The 17,324-nt window shown below is 73.7% G+C and carries 13 protein-coding genes and 1 rRNA gene; 10 read left to right on the top strand and 4 right to left on the bottom strand.

Translation table 11 applies throughout. The features are described 5' to 3' along the window. Positions 1-92, top strand: a 5S ribosomal RNA gene (gene rrf, locus ACIRRU_RS30235); the annotation flags it as partial. 1,364 nt (positions 93-1,456) lie between these two features. Next, positions 1,457-2,173: a tetratricopeptide repeat protein gene (locus ACIRRU_RS30230; RefSeq protein WP_403685638.1), complete on the top strand. Its 717-nt coding sequence runs from the start codon at positions 1,457-1,459 to the stop codon at positions 2,171-2,173. Between the two features lie 82 nt (positions 2,174-2,255). Here the strand turns inward: ACIRRU_RS30230 and ACIRRU_RS30225 are convergent, their stop codons facing one another. Continuing rightward, the gene (locus ACIRRU_RS30225) at positions 2,256-3,548 is read right to left on the bottom strand and encodes a DUF1015 domain-containing protein (protein ID WP_403685637.1); all 1,293 of its coding nucleotides are present in this window, start codon (positions 3,546-3,548) and stop codon (positions 2,256-2,258) included. Between the two features lie 72 nt (positions 3,549-3,620). On the opposite strand from ACIRRU_RS30225, the gene ACIRRU_RS30220 reads away from it, so the two are divergent. Next, on the top strand, positions 3,621-4,652 hold the full coding sequence (locus ACIRRU_RS30220) for an HAD-IIA family hydrolase (protein ID WP_403685635.1): 1,032 nt from the start codon (positions 3,621-3,623) through the stop codon (positions 4,650-4,652). A gap of 277 nt (positions 4,653-4,929) precedes the next feature. Further along, complete coding sequence (locus tag ACIRRU_RS30215) at positions 4,930-5,769, top strand: ABC transporter ATP-binding protein (protein WP_363205232.1); 840 nt, start codon at positions 4,930-4,932, stop codon at positions 5,767-5,769. A 51-nt stretch (positions 5,770-5,820) separates the two neighbouring features. On the opposite strand, the gene ACIRRU_RS30210 is transcribed toward ACIRRU_RS30215, so the two are convergent. Further along, positions 5,821-6,168 carry an SCP2 sterol-binding domain-containing protein gene (locus tag ACIRRU_RS30210; protein ID WP_363205233.1) on the bottom strand — a complete coding sequence of 116 codons (348 nt, stop codon included), beginning with the start codon at positions 6,166-6,168 and terminating at the stop codon, positions 5,821-5,823. Between the two features lie 42 nt (positions 6,169-6,210). On the opposite strand from ACIRRU_RS30210, the gene ACIRRU_RS30205 reads away from it, so the two are divergent. From ACIRRU_RS30205 to ACIRRU_RS30185, 5 genes are all read left to right on the top strand, one after another. Beyond that, positions 6,211-6,591: a hypothetical protein gene (locus tag ACIRRU_RS30205; protein ID WP_403685633.1), complete on the top strand. Its 381-nt coding sequence runs from the start codon at positions 6,211-6,213 to the stop codon at positions 6,589-6,591. A gap of 7 nt (positions 6,592-6,598) precedes the next feature. After that, complete coding sequence (locus ACIRRU_RS30200; RefSeq protein ID WP_403685631.1) at positions 6,599-7,414, top strand: TlyA family RNA methyltransferase; 816 nt, start codon at positions 6,599-6,601, stop codon at positions 7,412-7,414. Positions 7,415-7,422: 8 nt separating this feature from the next. After that, positions 7,423-8,328, top strand: a complete 906-nt coding sequence (locus ACIRRU_RS30195) for an NAD kinase (RefSeq protein ID WP_363205263.1) — start codon at positions 7,423-7,425, stop codon at positions 8,326-8,328. Between the two features lie 110 nt (positions 8,329-8,438). Then, complete coding sequence (recN, locus tag ACIRRU_RS30190; protein WP_403685630.1) at positions 8,439-10,184, top strand: DNA repair protein RecN; 1,746 nt, start codon at positions 8,439-8,441, stop codon at positions 10,182-10,184. Between the two features lie 261 nt (positions 10,185-10,445). Then, positions 10,446-11,537 carry a glycosyltransferase family 4 protein gene (locus tag ACIRRU_RS30185; RefSeq protein WP_403685628.1) on the top strand — a complete coding sequence of 364 codons (1,092 nt, stop codon included), beginning with the start codon at positions 10,446-10,448 and terminating at the stop codon, positions 11,535-11,537. Positions 11,538-11,546: 9 nt separating this feature from the next. Here the strand turns inward: ACIRRU_RS30185 and ACIRRU_RS30180 are convergent, their stop codons facing one another. Together ACIRRU_RS30180 and ACIRRU_RS30175 are read right to left on the bottom strand one after the other, a co-directional pair. Next, positions 11,547-13,172, bottom strand: coding sequence for a PucR family transcriptional regulator (locus ACIRRU_RS30180; protein WP_403685627.1), 1,626 nt, complete (start codon positions 13,170-13,172; stop codon positions 11,547-11,549). 114 nt (positions 13,173-13,286) lie between these two features. Then, the gene (locus tag ACIRRU_RS30175; RefSeq protein WP_403685640.1) at positions 13,287-15,089 is read right to left on the bottom strand and encodes a glycoside hydrolase family 15 protein; all 1,803 of its coding nucleotides are present in this window, start codon (positions 15,087-15,089) and stop codon (positions 13,287-13,289) included. Between the two features lie 442 nt (positions 15,090-15,531). Here ACIRRU_RS30175 and ACIRRU_RS30170 point away from each other — a divergent pair, with 442 nt between their 5' ends. Then, positions 15,532-17,187, top strand: coding sequence for a CTP synthase (locus ACIRRU_RS30170; protein ID WP_403685625.1), 1,656 nt, complete (start codon positions 15,532-15,534; stop codon positions 17,185-17,187). Positions 17,188-17,324 lie beyond the last annotated feature (137 nt).

Genomic DNA, 17,324 nt, shown 5'->3' with positions numbered 1-17,324 from the left:
CGCCCGGTTACATTCCGAACCCGGAAGCTAAGCCTTTCAGCGCCGATGGTACTGCAGGGGGGACCCTGTGGGAGAGTAGGACGCCGCCGAACAATCTTTCAAGGACCCCTGGTCCCAGCGTTCATGCTGGGACCAGGGGTCCTTTTTTGTTTTTCCGAAGCGCGTCGGATGGTCGGCTGCGCGAGAATGTCTGTGGTACCCGACGACAGGAGTCACACCGATGTCCACCAACTCTCCCGACGATCGTCCGGAGCGCGAGCCGCGTCGCCGGGACAGCGGTGACAGGGGCGGTTACCGCGGTGGTCGTGACGACCGTCCCGGTGCCGACAGGCCTCGGCGTGACAACGACCGTCGGGACAACGACCGTGGGGGCTTCCGGCGCGACGACCGGGACCGTGACCGGGGGCCGCGTCGTGACGACCGTCGCCCCTCCGGCGGGGGATTTCGGCGGGATGATGACCGTGGTGGGTATCGCGGTGGTCAGCAGCGTGATGACCGGGGTGGTCGTCCCGGTGGCGGCTTCGACCGGCGCGATGACCGGCCGCGCGGGCCCCGTCGTGACGACGACCGGCCCAGCGGTGGCGGCTTCCGACGCGACGACAACCGGCCTTCCGGATTCCGTCGCGATGACAACCGGGGCGGCGGCTCCGGTGGCGGTTTCCGGCGTGACGACAACCGCCCCTCCGGTTTCCGGCGGGACGACCATCGCGGTGGCGGTTTCCGTCGTGACGACCGGGATCGGGACCGTGACCGGGATCGTGGGTTCCGGCGGGATGATGACCGTGGTGGGTATCGCGGTGATCAGCAGCGTGATGATCGGGGTGGTCGTCCCGGTGGCGGCTTCGACCGGCGTGACGACCGGCCGCGCGGGCCGCGTCGCGAGGACGACCGCCGCCCCTCCGGCGGTGGGTTCCGCCGCGATGACGACCGGTCCTACGGTGGCGGCTTCCGGCGCGACGACAGCCGGGGTGGTCGCCCCGATGGTGGGTTCGATCGGCGTGACGACCGGCCGCGTGGTCCCCGCCGCGACGACGACCGGCCCAGCTTCCGTCGTGATGACCGTGACCGGGATCGGGATCGTGGGTTCCGGCGGGATGATGATCGTGGTGGGTATCGCGGTGGTCAGCAGCGTGATGATCGGGGCGGTCGTCCCGGTGGCGGCTTCGACCGGCGTGACGACCGGCCGCGTGGCCCCCGTCGCGACGACGACCGCCGCCCCTCCGGCGGCGGCTTCCGGCGCGATGACAACCGAGGCGGCGGTGGCGGCTTCCGGCGGGACGACCGGGACCGTGACCGGGACCGCGGGGGATACCGCGGCGGGCAGCGCGACGACCGGGACCGGGGTGGCTTCCGCGGGCGGGACGAGCGGGACCGTGACCGGGAGCCGATCAAGCGGCTGCCGATTCCCGACGACGTCACCGGCGACGAGATCGACAAGGACGTGCGCCAGGAGCTGATGAGCCTGCCGAAGACCCTGGCCGAGGATGTCGCGCGCAACCTCGTCATGGTGGCCCGGCTGATCGACGAGGACCCCGAGGAGGCGTACGGGTACTCCCGTATCGCTCTGCGGCTGGCCTCGCGGGTGGCCGCGGTGCGGGAGGCCGCCGGGTTCGCGGCGTACGCCACGCAGAGGTACGCCGAGGCGCTCGCGGAGTTCCGGGCCGCGCGGCGGATGACCGGGTCCGTGGAGCTGTGGCCCGTCATGGCGGACTGCGAGCGCGGGCTCGGGCGGCCCGAGCGTGCGTTGGCCATGGCCGGGGAGCCCGAGGTGCAGAAGCTGGACAAGGCCGGACAGGTCGAGATGCGGTTGGTGGCTGCCGGCGCCCGCCGGGACATGGGGCAGATCGACGCCGCGATCGTGACGCTCCAGAGCCCCGAGCTGGCCTCCAGTTCCGTCCAGCCGTGGACGCCGCGGCTCCGTTACGCGTACGCGGACGCGCTGCTGGCCGCCGGGCGCGAGGACGAGGCACGGGAGTGGTTCGGCAAGGCGCTGGAGGCCGACAAGGACGGCACCACGGACGCGTCCGACCGGCTGGCCGAGCTGGACGGTGTGGAGTTCGTGGACGCCCTCGGTGACGACGAGGCCGACGACGTCGCCGGTCTCGATGCCGAGGCCCCGGTGCGCCGCGACGACGACGGTGACGCCGACGAGGACGGTCCCGCCAGGGGGTAGCCGGTCGGTTGATGGGTGAAGGGGGCGGTACTCCCGGTCGTGGAGTACCGCCCCCTTCGGCGTGCTCGGCGCAGGCCGGCTCTCATTCGACGGTGAGACTCCGCATCACCAGGCCCGTCGCGGGCTTCGGGCCGAACGAGGTCGACTTGCGGGGCATGGTGACGCCCTGCCGGGCCAGCTCCCGGACGACCTCTTCGCGTACCGGATGCATCAGCACCGCCGTCGCGCCGAGGCGTTCGGCCTGCTCGACGGCTGCCGACGTGTCGTGGATGTAGCCGATGTGCTCGGGTGCGTCGGGGATCCGCCACACCTCGTCGAGCAGGGTTGAGTGCAGGACCGTCGCGTCCAGGGTGCGCCAGGCGGCGGGACGGTCCGGGCGGATGCTCCGCTCCAGCAGAGCCGGGTCGGGGCGGTCCACCAGGTGGAAGCCGCCGTCGCCCGCCAGGAGGAACGCGTTGCCCTCGGCGGCCGCCGAGGCGAGGGCGTCGAGGGCCCGGGGGAGCGGCCCGTCGACCGGGGTGACCCGGAAGCTGCCGGTCAGCGCCTCCAGGACCCGGGGGACCGGCAGGGTGCGCAGCAGACGGTGGATCGCGCGGACCTGGAGAGGGTGGCGGGCCGTGTCGACCAGGAGCACGAGGCCGTAGTCCCACGGGCCGGGGGCGGTCCGTTCCCGCTGGAGCCGGAGGTAGGTGGCCCAGCGGTGGTGGCCGTCCGCGATGAGCGCCTGGTACCGGGCGAGGTCGGTTTCGGCCTCGGTCCGCTCGGCCGGGTCCGTCACGGCCCACAGCCGGTGCCGGAAGCCGTCCTCCGTCGTGGTGGCGAGCAGCGGTTCCCGGCCGGTCGCGCGCTCGATCACCGCCGCAGCGCCGGTCGGTGTCCCGTCGGGTGCGGCGGCGTCGCCGCGGTAGGTCAGCAGCAGCGGCTCCAGATGGGCCCCCGTGGTGCGCATCAGCTCCGCGCGGTCCGCCACCACGTCGTCCATGACGTCCTCGTGCGGGAGCACGATGCCTTCGGAGGCCGGGGAGAGCGCCAGGGCGCCGATCAGGCCCCGCTGGAGGATCTCGTCGTTCCGCTGCTCGTAGACGTAGAGCGCAGGCGCCGGATCCGCGGTGATGACCCCCTCGGCCAGCCAGCGGTCCAGGGTGGCGGCCGCCTGCCGGTGCCGGTCCCGGGCGGTGTCGGCCTGGGGGAGGATGAGGCGCACGATGTTGTGCGGATCCGCGGACTCCAGATGGTGCAGCCCGTCCGGCCGGACGACCACGTCGTACGGCGGAGAGGTCACGGCGGCGAGGCTCCCGACGCGTTCGGGGTCGTAGCGCAGTCCGCGGAACGGGATCAGCCGCAGCCCCTGGCCGACGGGGCCTGAAGTGTTCATCAGGGCATCGTATGTGTGCAGGGGGCATACGCGATGATCGGGGCAGACGCAGAGCAAAGAGGAGCAAGGCATATGAGCCACCAGCAGGACAGGTCCCGGCCGTCGGGGAGCAGCGCGCCGCTGAGCGAGGCGTACGACACGGCTCTCCTCGATCTGGACGGGGTCGTGTACGCGGGCGGGGAGGCCATCGGGCACGCCGTGGACTCGCTGACCGCCGCGCGGGCCGGAGGCATGCACCTCGCCTACGTCACCAACAACGCGCTGCGGACCCCGGACGCGGTGGCGGAGCACCTGACGGAGCTGGGGGTGCCCGCCGCACCCTCCGACGTGATCACCTCGGCCCAGGCGGTCGCCCGGCTCGCCGCCGGTCAACTGCCGCCGGGTGCACGTGTGCTGCTCATCGGCGGCGAGGGGCTGCGGGTCGCGCTGCGCGAGCGCGGGCTGGAGCCGGTGGAGTCGGCGGACGACGACCCGGTGGCCGTCGTCCAGGGGTACGGCGGGCCGGACCTGCCGTGGGGGCGGTTCGCCGAGGCGAGTTACGCGATCCGGCGCGGGCTGCCGTGGTTCGCGTCCAACACCGACCTGACCATTCCGAGCGCCCGGGGGATCGCGCCCGGCAACGGGGCCGCCGTCGAGGTGGTCCGGATCGCGACCGGGGCCGAGCCGCAGGTGGCCGGGAAGCCGCTGCCGCCGATGCACCGGGAGACCGTGCTGCGGACCGGGGCGCGGCGGCCGCTCGTCGTCGGGGACCGGCTGGACACGGACATCGAGGGCGCGTTCAACGGGGGCGTGGACTCGCTTCTGGTCCTCACCGGGGTGGCCGACGCCGCCCAGCTGCTCGCCGCTCCGCCGCGGCACCGGCCGACCTATGTGGACCGCGACCTGCGGGGGCTGCTGACCGGGCAGCCCGAGGTGACGCCGGCCGGTGACGCCCACCGCTGCGGGGGCTGGACGGCCGCCGCGCGCGGGGACGGGCTGACCCTGGAGGGCGAGGGGGAACCGCTCGACGGACTCCGGGCGCTCTGCGGTGCCGCGTGGACCTCTGCCGGGGACGGCGTGTGCGAGCGGGACGCCGGGAAGGCCCTCGCCCGGCTGGGGCTGTAGCGGGGGCGCGGTCGGCGTACGGACGGTGGCCGCACCCCGCGCACGGACGGGGCCGCGCTCCGCGTTCGGACGGGATCGCACTCCACGCAGGGCCGGGGCCGCGATCGCCGTACGGACGGTGGCCGCACTCCGCGTACGGACGGGGCGCGCTCGGTGTGCGGACAGGGCCGCGCCCTCCGTACCGGCGGGAAAGGTAGGCTAGCCTAACTTGGCCTCGGCCGGTGGTCCGCCCGGCCCTGGTCCGCCGGACACCCCTTTCACCTCCGGGAGTACGACCATGCAGCGCCTCAGCGCGGAATCGCTGACCCTCGGCTACGACCAGCGGGTCATCACCGAGGACCTGTCGGTGGAGGTTCCCGACAACTCCTTCACCGTCATCGTCGGGCCCAACGCCTGCGGCAAGTCGACTCTGCTGCGTGCCCTCGCCCGGATGCTGAAGCCGAGCCGGGGGCAGGTGCTGCTGGACGGGCAGACCATCCACCAGCTGCCCGCCAAGAAGGTCGCCCGGACGCTGGGGCTGCTGCCGCAGTCGTCCATAGCCCCGGACGGGATCACCGTCGCCGACCTCGTCGCCCGCGGCCGCTACCCCCACCAGGGGCTGCTGCGGCAGTGGTCCCCGGAGGACGAGCGGGTGGTCCAGGAGTCGATGGAGTCGACCGGGGTGGCCGAGCTGGCCCAGCGCTACGTCGACGAGCTCTCGGGCGGTCAGCGCCAGCGGGTCTGGATCGCCATGGCGCTGGCCCAGCAGACCCCGCTGCTGCTGCTCGACGAGCCGACGACGTACCTCGACATCCAGCACCAGATCGACGTACTGGATCTCTGCGCGGAGCTGCACGAGACCCAGGGGCGCACGCTGGTGGCCGTGCTGCACGACCTGAACCACGCCGCGCGGTACGCCACGCACCTCATCGCGATGCGGGACGGGGCGATCGTCGCCGAGGGGGCGCCGTCGGACGTGGTCGACGCCGAACTGGTCGAGCGGGTCTTCGGTATGCGGTGCCAGGTGATCGACGACCCCGAAACCGGTACGCCGCTCGTCGTCCCCGCCGCCCGGAAGGCGCGCCGGAGCGCGGTGGCCGCCGCCGGTACGACCGAGGTCAAGGCCGGGGCGGCCTGATACCTGAGGCCGGGGCTGCCCGGGGCCTGTCGGGCCCCGGGGGGCGGTCGGCTACAGCAGGGATCTCAGCTTCAGGAGGTCCCTGAAGCCCGCCTCCAGGCGTACCCGGCCCGAGGTCCACGCCTTCGCGAAGTTCAGGTCGCCGTCCACCAGCGCGACCAGGTCGTCCCCCGTCATCGCGAGCCTGATCTCGGCCTTCTCGCGCGGCGGGCCCTCGACCGTGTCCCGCACCTCGATCCGGCCGTCGGTCAGGCGGCCGGTGAACGTGACGTCGAGGTCCCTGATGTGACAGCTCAGCGAGCGGTCCAGGGCAGCGGCGCCGCGCACGTCGCCGTCGGCCGCCGCGAGGTTGTCGGAGAGTCTTCTCAGTGCGCTGCGGCACTCCGTCAAGGTCGCCATCGTGCTCGACCGTACACCGGCCCGCCGATGTAGCGTTTCGGCATGAGCGACTGGATGCCGGAGACGGGGACGCCCGAGACGCGGACCCCGCCCGTGAGCACGCCCGGGGAGCCGGACGCCCCGCAGGACGCGCAGGGCCTGCCCGGGGCCGGAGAGGGGGAGCCGCCCTCCTCCGAGCCCGCCGAGCCCGCGCCGCTGGGCGTCGGACGCACCCCCACCGGCCGCGACGAGGTCGACGGGCTGCTGGAGCGTCTGGCGGACGCGGACCACCTCCCGGCGGACGGGCACATCGCGGTGTACGAGGATGTACACGGCGGGCTCAGGTCCGCGCTGACCTCGCTGGACGGCCGTCCCGCCGTTCCCGGGCCGTCCGGGACCCCGGCCCCGCCCGCGTACGACCGCACGCACGACCACAGGAGCTGAACCGAACGTGGCAGGAGTGGCACGTCGCCGCCTCGACGCCGAGCTGGTACGTCGCAAGCTCGCCCGCTCACGCGAGCACGCGAGCCAGCTGATCGCCGCGGGGCGGGTCACCGTGGGCCGCACCACCGCGACCAAACCCGCCACCCAGGTCGAGACGGCCGCCGCGATCGTCGTCACCGAGGACGAGGCCGACCCCGAGTACGTCTCGCGCGGCGGGCACAAGCTCGCCGGGGCGCTCGCCGCCTTCGTCCCGCTCGGTCTCGCCGTCGAGGGGCGGCGCGCGCTGGACGCCGGGGCGTCGACCGGAGGGTTCACCGATGTGCTGCTGCGCGCGGGCGCCCGGCAGGTCGTCGCCGTCGACGTCGGGTACGGGCAGCTGGCCTGGTCGCTGCGGTCCGACGAGCGGGTCGTCGTCAAGGACCGTACCAACGTGCGGGAGTTGACCCCGGCGGACATCGACGGGGAGGTGGTGGACCTGGTGGTGGGGGACCTGTCCTTCATCCCGCTGGGCCTGGTGCTGCCCGCCCTCGCCCGGTGCGCGGCGCCCGGCGCCGACCTGGTCCTCATGGTCAAGCCGCAGTTCGAGGTGGGCAGGGAACGGCTCGGCAGCGGCGGGGTGGTGCGGAGCCCGGAGCTGCGCGCCGGGGCGGTACGGGACGTGGCCCGCCGGGCCTGGGGCCTGGGCCTCGGGGTGCGCGCGGTGACGGCCAGTCCGCTGCCCGGCCCATCGGGCAACGTCGAGTACTTTCTGTGGCTGCGGGCCGGCGCACCCGAGCTGGATCCCGCGGATGTCGACCGCGCAGTGGCGGAGGGACCCCGTTGACGACGAATGTGACGACCGATCCGGCACGAACAGTCTTCCTTCTCGCGCACACCGGCCGGCCGGCCGCGATCCGCAGCGCCGAACTGGTCGTGCAGAAGCTGCTGTACAACGGGCTGGGCGTGCGGGTCCTGGCGACCGAGGCGGCCGACCTGCCGCTGCCGGAGGCCGTCGAGACGGTCACCGACACCAGCCCGGCGGCCGTGGACGGCTGCGAGCTGCTGATCGTCCTCGGCGGTGACGGCACCCTGCTGCGCGGCGCGGAGTTCTCCCGCGCCTCGGGGGTGCCGATGCTCGGCGTCAACCTCGGACGTGTCGGCTTCCTCGCGGAGGCGGAACGCGACGACCTCGATCAGGTGGTCGCGCGGGTCGTCACCCGTGACTACGACGTCGAGGAACGCATGACGATCGACGTCCTCGTGCACAGCAACGGCGACGTCGTGCACACCGACTGGGCGCTCAACGAGGCGGCCGTGCAGAAGGTCTCGCCCGAGCGGATGCTGGAAGTGGTCCTGGAGATCGACGGGCGTCCGGTCACCGGGTTCGGCTGTGACGGGATCGTCTGCGCGACGCCGACCGGTTCGACCGCGTACGCCTTCTCGGCGGGCGGGCCCGTCGTCTGGCCGGAGGTCGAGGCGCTGCTGATGGTCCCGATCAGCGCTCACGCCCTGTTCGCCAAGCCGCTGGTGACCTCGCCGTCCTCGGTGCTCGCCGTCGAGGTCCAGCCGCACACCCCGCACGGGGTGCTGTGGTGCGACGGGCGAAGGACCGTAGAGCTGCCCTCCGGAGCCCGGGTGGAGGTGCGGCGCGGGGCAGTGCCCGTACGGCTGGCGCGGCTGCACCAGGCCTCGTTCACCGACCGGCTGGTCGCGAAGTTCGCGCTGCCGGTCTCGGGGTGGCGGGGTCTGCCGCACTGACGGGGCGGCCACCGGGGTGGTCCGGCGGCCCGCGCGGTGTCCGGGACGCTCGGGAGAGTGAATCCGGGAGCGGGGGCCGTCGCGCGTCCGGCCCGGGACCTCGTAAGGTCGTGTCCGTGTTGGAGGAGATGCGGATACGGTCGCTCGGAGTCATCGACGACGCTGTGGTGGAGCTGTCACCCGGCTTCACCGCGGTGACGGGTGAGACCGGTGCGGGCAAGACCATGGTCGTGACGAGCCTCGGGCTGCTGCTCGGCGGGCGCGCCGACCCCGCCCTCGTAAGGGTCGGCGCCAAGTCCGCGGTCGTCGAGGGCCGGATCACCGTGTCCGAGGGCGACGCGGCGGTGCTGCGGGCTGAGGAGGCCGGGGCGGAACTGGACGACGGCGCGCTGCTCATCAGCCGTACCGTTTCGGCCGAAGGACGTTCCCGGGCCCACCTCGGCGGCAGATCCGTGCCGGTGGGGGTCCTCACCGAGCTGGCGGACGACCTCGTCGCCGTCCACGGGCAGACCGACCAGCAGGGGCTGCTGAAGCCCGCGCGGCAGCGCGGAGCCCTGGACCGGTACGCCGGGGACGGGGTGGAGGTCCCGCACACGAAGTACGCGGCGGCCTACCGGCGGCTGCGGGCCGTCGCCGTTGAGCTGGAGGAGCTGACCACCCGGGCGCGGGAGCGGGCCCAGGAGGCGGATCTGCTGCGCTTCGGGCTGGACGAGGTGGCCGCCGTCGAACCCCTGCCGGGCGAGGACACCGAGCTGGCCGCCGAAGCGGAACGGCTCGGGCACGCCGAGGCACTCGCCTCGGCCGCCTCCCTCGCCCACACCGCGCTGGCGGGCAACCCCGAGGACCCGGAGAGCATCGACGCCACCACGGTCGTCGCCGCCGCCGGGCAGGCCCTGGACGGGGTGCGGGCCCACGATCCCGCCCTGGCCGCGCTGGCCGACCGGGTCGGAGAGATCTCCATCCTGCTCGCCGACGTCTCCGGCGAGCTGGCCGGGTACGCGGACCAGCTCGACGCCGATCCGCTGCGGCTGGCCGCCGTGGAGGAGCGCCGGGCGGCCCTGACCGCCCTGACCCGCAAGTACGGCGAGGACATCGCGACCGTACTGGCCTGGGCGCAGGAGGGCGCGAACCGGCTCACCGAGCTGGAGGGCGACGACGAGCGGATCGGCGAGCTGACCGCCGAACGGGACGCGCTGCGGGCCGAACTCTCGGCGCTCGGGCAGGCGTTGACCGACGCGCGCACGGAGGCGGCGGCCCGGTTCGCGGAGGCGGTGACCGAGGAGCTGGCCTCGCTGGCGATGCCGCACGCCCGGGTCTCCTTCGCCATCGGGCAGACCGAGGCGGCGGACGAGGCGTCCGGCATCGACGTCGGCGGCCGCAGCGTCGTCTACGGCCCTTCGGGCGCCGACGAGGTGGAACTGCTGCTCGCCCCGCACCCGGGGGCCCAGCCCCGGCCGATCGCCAAGGGCGCTTCGGGCGGTGAGCTGTCCCGGGTGATGCTCGCGGTGGAGGTCGTCTTCGCCGGTTCCGACCCCGTGCCGACGTATCTCTTCGACGAGGTCGACGCGGGTGTCGGCGGCAAGGCGGCGGTCGAGGTCGGGCGGCGCCTGGCGAAGCTCGCCAGGTCGGCGCAGGTGGTCGTCGTGACCCACCTGCCGCAGGTGGCGGCCTTCGCGGACCGGCAGTTGCTGGTCGAGAAGACCGTGGACGGCTCGGTGACCCGCAGCGGTGTCACGGTCCTGGAGGGCGAGGACCGGGTCCGGGAGCTGTCCCGGATGCTGGCGGGCCAGGAGGACTCCGAGACGGCCCGCGCCCACGCCGAGGAGCTGCTGGCGACGGCGCGCAAGGACGCCTAGCGCCGACGCGGTGACGCGCGGCGGTGCGGGCCGGAGGCCGCCGCCTCCGGCCCGCACCGCGGACGCCGGGCCCGGCCGGACGGCGAGAGCCCCGGGCGGCAACAGCGCGCCCGTTCGTTCACCCGTGAGGGTGGTGCCGCGTGGCCGGTTGCCGTCGTCGACGCCGCAGCAACGTTCCGCCGGTCCCGGAACGCGCCTACGCAATGGCATCCTTGGCGCTGTACTTTCCGCCGACCAGGCGATCTTGGGGAGCCAGTCAACGTGTCACAGCTGCGTACGGTCCAAGTCCTGGGCGGCGGCAGTGCGGGCAGCAGCGCGCACGTCGGCTCGCTGGCCGCCGGGCTCGTCGCGCGCGGGGTCGACGTGAGCGTCTGCGCCCCGGAAGCCGTGGACCGCGCCTACGACTTCACCGCGACCGGAGCCCGTTTCCTTCCCGTCCCCCGGCGCAGCGACCCGGCCGCCGTCGCCGCGCTCCGGGCCGCCTGCGCCGGAGCGGACCTGGTCCACGCCCACGGGCTGCACGCGGCCTCCCGTACCGCCCTCGCGCTGAGCGGGCGGGACGTGCCGCTGGTCATGACCTGGCACACCCGGCGGTACGCGGAGGGCGCCCGCCGCCAGATCCTGCACCTGCTGGAACGCCGTGCCGCACGGGCGGCGGCCGTCGTCCTCGCCCCCTCGTCGGACCTGGTGGACCGGGCCCGGGAGCGAGGGGCCCGTGACGCTCGCCTCGCCCCGGTGGCGGCACCGCTCCCGCGCCTGGCCGCAGCCGTCCCCACCGGCAAGATCAGGGCCGAACTGGGCGCGGTCGGAAGGCCGTTGCTGGTGGCCGTGGGCAGCCTCGTCCCGCACCACGGCTTCGCCACCCTGCTGGACGCGGCCCGCCTCTGGCGTCGCCTGGACCCCCTGCCGCTGCTCGTCGTCGCGGGGGAGGGGCGCGACCGTGCCGCCCTGCACCGGCGGATCCACGAAGAGGAGCTGCCGGTCTGCCTCGTCGGACGCCGGGACGACGTGGGGGACCTGCTCGCCGCCGCCGATCTGGCCCTGCTGCCCAGCCGGTGGGAGGGCCGCTCCCTGCTGGCGCAGGAAGCGCTGCGGGCGGGCGTACCGCTGGTCGCCACCGCCGTCGGCGGCACCCCCGAACTGGTCGGCCGGGCCGCCGAACTGGTCCCGTACGGCAACGCCGAGGCGCTCGCCCGCACGGTCGTGCGGCTGCTCGGGGACCCCGGGGCGCGGGACCGGCTCACCGAGGCCGGGCGGGCTCAGGCGGCGGGCTGGCCCACGGAGGACGACACCATCGCCCAGGTCCTCAGCGTGTACGACGAGTTGGCCCAGCCGACAGCGCGCGACCGCTGACCCGGTGGCCTACGCGGTGTGACGGCGGGCCCGCAGCGCCAGGCTGAGCGCCAGCACCGTCTGCGGGTCGTCCAGGTCCGTGCCCAGCAGCTCACCGATCCGGGCCAGCCGGTTGTAGAGCGTCTGGCGGTTGAGGTGCAGCTCGCGGGCGGTCTCCGCCTTGCGGCCCGCGTGCGCCAGATACGCCTGGAGCGTCGGGAGCAGCGGCGGGCGCGAGACGCGGTCGTGCTCGCGCAGCGGCCCGATCGCCCGGTTCACGAACGCCGCCAGGTCCGGGTGGTCCCGCAGCCGCCACAGCAGCAGGTCGATGTCCAGGCGCCGGGCGTCGTACCAGGGCCGGTCGTCCAGGCCCTGCGCGGCCGTCGCCGTCTCCGCTGCGTGCCGCAGCCCCGCGCCCGCCGCCGCCCAGCCGCCCGCGACACCGACCACGACCACCGGCGGGTGGGCGCCGGCGCGGTCGAGGCCCGCCCGCTCCACGCCCGCCCGCAGCGCCGCCGCCACCCGGTCCGCGACCGCCGTGCGCTCCCCCTCCGAGCGCAGCCCGAGCAGCAGCGGCACCCGCCCCTCGACCGGCCGCACCCCCAGCAGCACCGGCACACCGACCGGGGCCAGCTCCTCCAGCACCGCGCGGGCCAGCAGGGCCCAGTTGCCGGACGGGGACAGCTCGGGCGCCAGTCGCATGACGACCGGGAGCAGCGGGGTGCCGCCGGGCCGGAAGCCGAGGACCCGGGCCTGGGCGGGGGCGTCCTCCGGGGCGATCCGGCCCTCCGCGAGGTCGGTCAGGAAGTCGCCCCGGCCCCGGGCGGCCAGCTCCTCCTCCTGCCGGGCCTGCATCAGGACCACCGCGAGGAGGCCCGCCGCCCGCTCCGCCGCCATCCGGTGCACGGTCGCCAGCGGCCCGGCCACCGCGAGGAGCACCAGCCGCGCCCGCAGCGCCCCGGTCTCCGGACCGCCGCCCGGTACGTCCACCAGGAGCGCGCCCGACGGCGGGCTCTCCCGGGCCGCCCGGTCGCCCCGCAGCCCCTCCCACACCTGGAGCGGGTCCGCCCCCACCGGGCCGGTGCCCGTGGACGCCGCGTACAGCAACTGGCCGTCGGGTGTCTCCAGGAAGACCGGGTTGGCGGTGAAGTCGGCGAGGATGCCGAGGACCTGCGGCACCCCGCCGCCGTCGAGCAGCGCCCGGGTCGCGTGCCGGTGCACCTCCTCCGCCTGCTGGAGCAGCGCGTAGTGCCCGTTGACGATCTCGGTGTGCACCTCCTCGGTCACCGCGACGAACGGCACCTCGCGGTGCAGCTGGACCAGGGGCAGACCGGAGGTGCGGGCGGCTTCCACGATGGCGGCGGGCAGCCGGCCGAAGCGCGGGCCCAGCTCCACCACCAGGGCGGCGATGCCCCGGTCGGCGAGGCGGCGGACGAACGCGCGCTGTTCGGCGGGGCGGGCGCCCAGGCCCAGGCCGGTGGTCAGGAGCAGTTCGCCGCCCTTGAGGAGCGAGGCGATGTTCGGCACCTCGCCCGCGTGCACCCAGCGGACCGTACGGTTCAGCCGCTCGGCGCCCGCCACCACCTCCGGGAGCCCGGCGCGCAGCCCCGGCAGCTCCAGCGCCCGCCGCACGGTGATCCCGCTGTGCCTCTCCACGTACCCGGCCCGCTTCCCCTTGTGCCACGCCCGGATCCCGGGCGGCCGTCCTGTTCGGGACGCTACCGCCCGGGACGGGGGACACGCATCGCAGGGGCGGGCCGGACGCCGGGGTCAGCCCACGTACGCGCCGCTCGCCGTCAGCCGCAGCGCGGTGTCGATCAGCGGCACATGGCTGAACGCCTGCGGGAAGTTGCCCACCTGGCGCTGGAGGTTCGAGTCCCACTCCTCCGCGAGCAGCCCCAGGTCGTTGCGGAGCGACAGCAGCTTCTCGAACAGCTGGCGCGCCTCGTCGACCCGGCCGATCATCGCGAGGTCGTCGGCCATCCAGAACGAACAGGCCAGGAACGCGCCCTCGTCGCCCTCCAGACCGTCGACGCCCGCGTCCTCACCCTCGGTGGGGTAGCGCAGGATGAAGCCGTCCTCCGTGGACAGCTCCCGCTGGATCGCCTCGATCGTGCCGATGACCCGCTTGTCGTCCGGCGGCAGGAAGCCCATCTGCGGGATGAGCAGCAGGGAGGCGTCCAGTTCCTTGGACCCGTAGGACTGGGTGAAGGTGTTGCGCTCCTTGTCGTAGCCGCGCTCGCAGACGTCCCGGTGGATGTCGTCCCGCAGCTCGTACCACCGCTCCAGCGGGCCGTCCGCGTCCCCCGACTCGATCAGCTTGATCGTCCGGTCGACCGCGACCCAGGCCATCACCTTGGAGTGCACGAAGTGGCGGCGCGGGCCGCGCACCTCCCAGATGCCCTCGTCGGGTTCCTCCCAGTGCTTCTCCAGATACTCGATCAGCTTGAGCTGGAGGCCCATGGCGTAGTCGTTGCGGGTCAGTCCCGTCATGTGCGCCAGGTGCAGCGCCTCGGTGACCTCGCCGTACACATCCAGCTGGAGCTGGTTGGCGGCGCCGTTGCCGACCCGGACCGGGGAGGAGTTCTCGTAGCCGGGCAGCCAGTCCAGCTCCGCCTCGCCCAGCTCCCGCTCGCCCGCGATGCCGTACATGATCTGGAGGTTCTCCGGGTCGCCCGCCACCGCCCGCAGCAGCCACTCGCGCCAGGCGCGGGCCTCCTCGCGGTATCCCGTGCGCAGCAGCGAGGAGAGGGTGATCGCGGCGTCCCGCAGCCAGGTGTAGCGGTAGTCCCAGTTCCGTACGCCCCCGATCTCCTCGGGCAGCGAGGTGGTCGGCGCCGCGACGATGCCGCCGGTCGGGGCGTAGGTGAGGGCCTTGAGGGTGATCAGGGAGCGGACGACGGCCTCCCGGTAGGGGCCGTGGTACGTGCACTGCTCGACCCACTCGCGCCAGAAGTTCTCCGTCGCCGTCAGCGAGTTCTCCGGCTCGGGGAGCGCGGGAGGCTCGTGGTGCGAGGGCTGCCAGCTGATCGTGAACGCCACCCGGTCGCCGGGGGCCACCGTGAAGTCGGAATACGTGGTCAGATTCCGGCCGTACGTCTCCGCCTCGGTGTCCAGCCAGACCGAGTCCGGTCCGGCGACCGCGACCGTACGGTTGTCGACCTTGTGCACCCACGGCGTCACCCGGCCGTAGCTGAACCTCATGCGCAGCTCCGAGCGCATCGGCACCCGGCCGCTGACGCCTTCCACGATGCGGATGAGCTGCGGCGCCCCGTCACGCGGGGGCATGAAATCAGTCACACGTACCGTGCCGCGCGGGGTGTCCCACTCCGATTCCAGGATGAGGGAGTCCCCGCGGTACCGCCGCCGGTCGGCGCTGGGTGGCTCGGCTCCCTCCGCTCTCGCCGGCCCCAGCCGCCAGAAGCCGTGCTCCTCGGTGCCCAGCAGTCCGGCGAAGACGGCATGCGAGTCGAACCGGGGTAGGCACAGCCAGTCGGCCGTACCGTCCCGGCAGACCAGTGCCGCGGTCTGCATGTCTCCGATGAGTGCGTAATCCTCGATGCGCCCGGCCACGTGCGTCTCCAGTCGAACGGCCATGTCGCCCCGTCAAGGGGCGCTTACTGCGGGTCAAGGGGGTCGTAGGGTCTTTCACCCGGGAAGATCCGACGAGTCCTGTACCGGTGGGCGGCCTGGGTGGTGCCGCCGCCCGGCCGTCTCGGCAGCGAGTGTTTGAGCAGGATACGACGCACCGCGAAGATCCGCGCGACCGTCCCCGCAACATCTCTGAGCTGATCGGGTGGGGCGTGAAACCACTGGGGGGATGATGTGAGGCTGCTGTGCAGGGTGTGGCCGGAAGCAGCCTCCCCCCGTCGCTGTTACCCTGGTAGCCCGTGGACCGGTGGTCGTCCCCGACAGCGGACGAGCCCCCCGAACCGCAGCGACGGCACCCCCGGAATCTCCGGTTCGGCGGCCGGTACGCACCTCAGAACCGCGACCACGGGAGCCCCCTTTGGCTATGCAGCCCACATCCACGACGACCAAGCACATCTTCGTCACCGGGGGTGTCGCCTCCTCCCTCGGCAAGGGTCTGACTGCCTCCAGCCTGGGTGCCCTGCTCAAGGCGCGCGGCCTGCGGGTCACCATGCAGAAGCTCGACCCCTATCTCAACGTCGACCCCGGCACGATGAACCCCTTCCAGCACGGTGAGGTGTTCGTCACCAACGACGGCGCCGAGACCGACCTGGACATCGGCCACTACGAGCGCTTCCTCGACGTCGACCTCGACGGCTCCGCCAACGTGACGACCGGTCAGGTCTACTCCCAGGTCATCGCCAAGGAGCGGCGCGGGGAGTACCTGGGCGACACCGTCCAGGTCATCCCGCACATCACCAACGAGATCAAGCACCGCATCCGCCGCATGGCCACCGACGACGTCGACGTCGTCATCACCGAGGTCGGCGGCACGGTCGGCGACATCGAGTCCCTGCCGTTCCTGGAGACCGTCCGCCAGGTCCGCCACGAGGTCGGCCGGGACAACGTCTTCGTCGTGCACATCTCGCTGCTGCCCTACATCGGCCCCTCCGGCGAGCTGAAGACCAAGCCCACCCAGCACTCGGTCGCCGCCCTGCGCAACATCGGCATCCAGCCCGACGCGATCGTGCTGCGCGCCGACCGCGACGTGCCCACCTCCATCAAGCGCAAGATCTCGCTGATGTGCGACGTCGACGAGGCCGCCGTGGTCGCCGCGATCGACGCCAAGTCCATCTACGACATCCCCAAGGTGCTGCACACCGAAGGCCTGGACGCCTACGTCGTGCGCAAGCTCGACCTGCCCTTCCGGGACGTCGACTGGACCACCTGGGACGACCTGCTGGACCGCGTGCACAACCCCGACCACGAGGTCACCGTCGCGCTGGTGGGCAAGTACATCGACCTGCCCGACGCCTACCTCTCGGTCACCGAGGCGATGCGCGCCGGCGGCTTCGCCAACAAGGCCCGGGTCACGGTCAAGTGGGTCACCTCCGACGACTGCCGCACCGCCGCGGGCGCCGCCGAGCACCTGGGCGACGTCGACGGCATCCTCATCCCCGGCGGCTTCGGCGAGCGCGGGGTCGACGGCAAGGTCGGCGCCATCCGCTACGCCCGGGAGAACAAGGTCCCCCTCCTCGGCCTCTGCCTGGGTCTCCAGTGCATCGTCATCGAGGCGGCGCGCAACCTCGCCGAGATCCCCGACGCCAACTCCACCGAGTTCGACGCCGCCACCTCCCACCCGGTCATCTCGACCATGGAGGAGCAGCTGGCGTACGTCGAGGGCGCGGGCGACCTCGGCGGCACCATGCGGCTCGGCCTCTACCCGGCGAAGCTGGCCGAGGGCTCCCTGGTGCGCGAGGCGTACGCGGGCGAGCCGTACGTCGAGGAGCGCCACCGCCACCGCTACGAGGTCAACAACGGCTACCGCGCCGAGCTGGAGAAGAAGGCCGGACTGGTCTTCTCCGGCACCTCCCCGGACAACAAGCTCGTCGAGTACGTCGAGTACCCGCGCGAGGTCCACCCCTACCTCGTCGCCACCCAGGCGCACCCGGAGCTGCGCTCCCGCCCGACCCGCCCGCACCCGCTCTTCGCGGGCCTGGTCAAGGCCGCCGTCGCCCGGCGGACGGGCGCGGGCGAGTAGCCCCGGAGCGGGTACTACGGTTGACCGGGGTGGGGGGGGGGGGGCGGCGCCCCCCCCCCCCGGGGGGGGGGCGGCGGGGGGGGCGGGGCCCCCCGGGGGGGCGGCGCCCCCCCCCCGGGGGGGGGGGCCCGCCCCCC

It is taken from the genome of Streptomyces sp. NPDC101181 (assembly GCF_044767975.1).
Taxonomy (GTDB): domain Bacteria; phylum Actinomycetota; class Actinomycetes; order Streptomycetales; family Streptomycetaceae; genus Streptomyces.
Note: the sequence above shows the minus strand (reverse complement) of the source record. Positions and strands in the feature narration are given on the sequence as shown.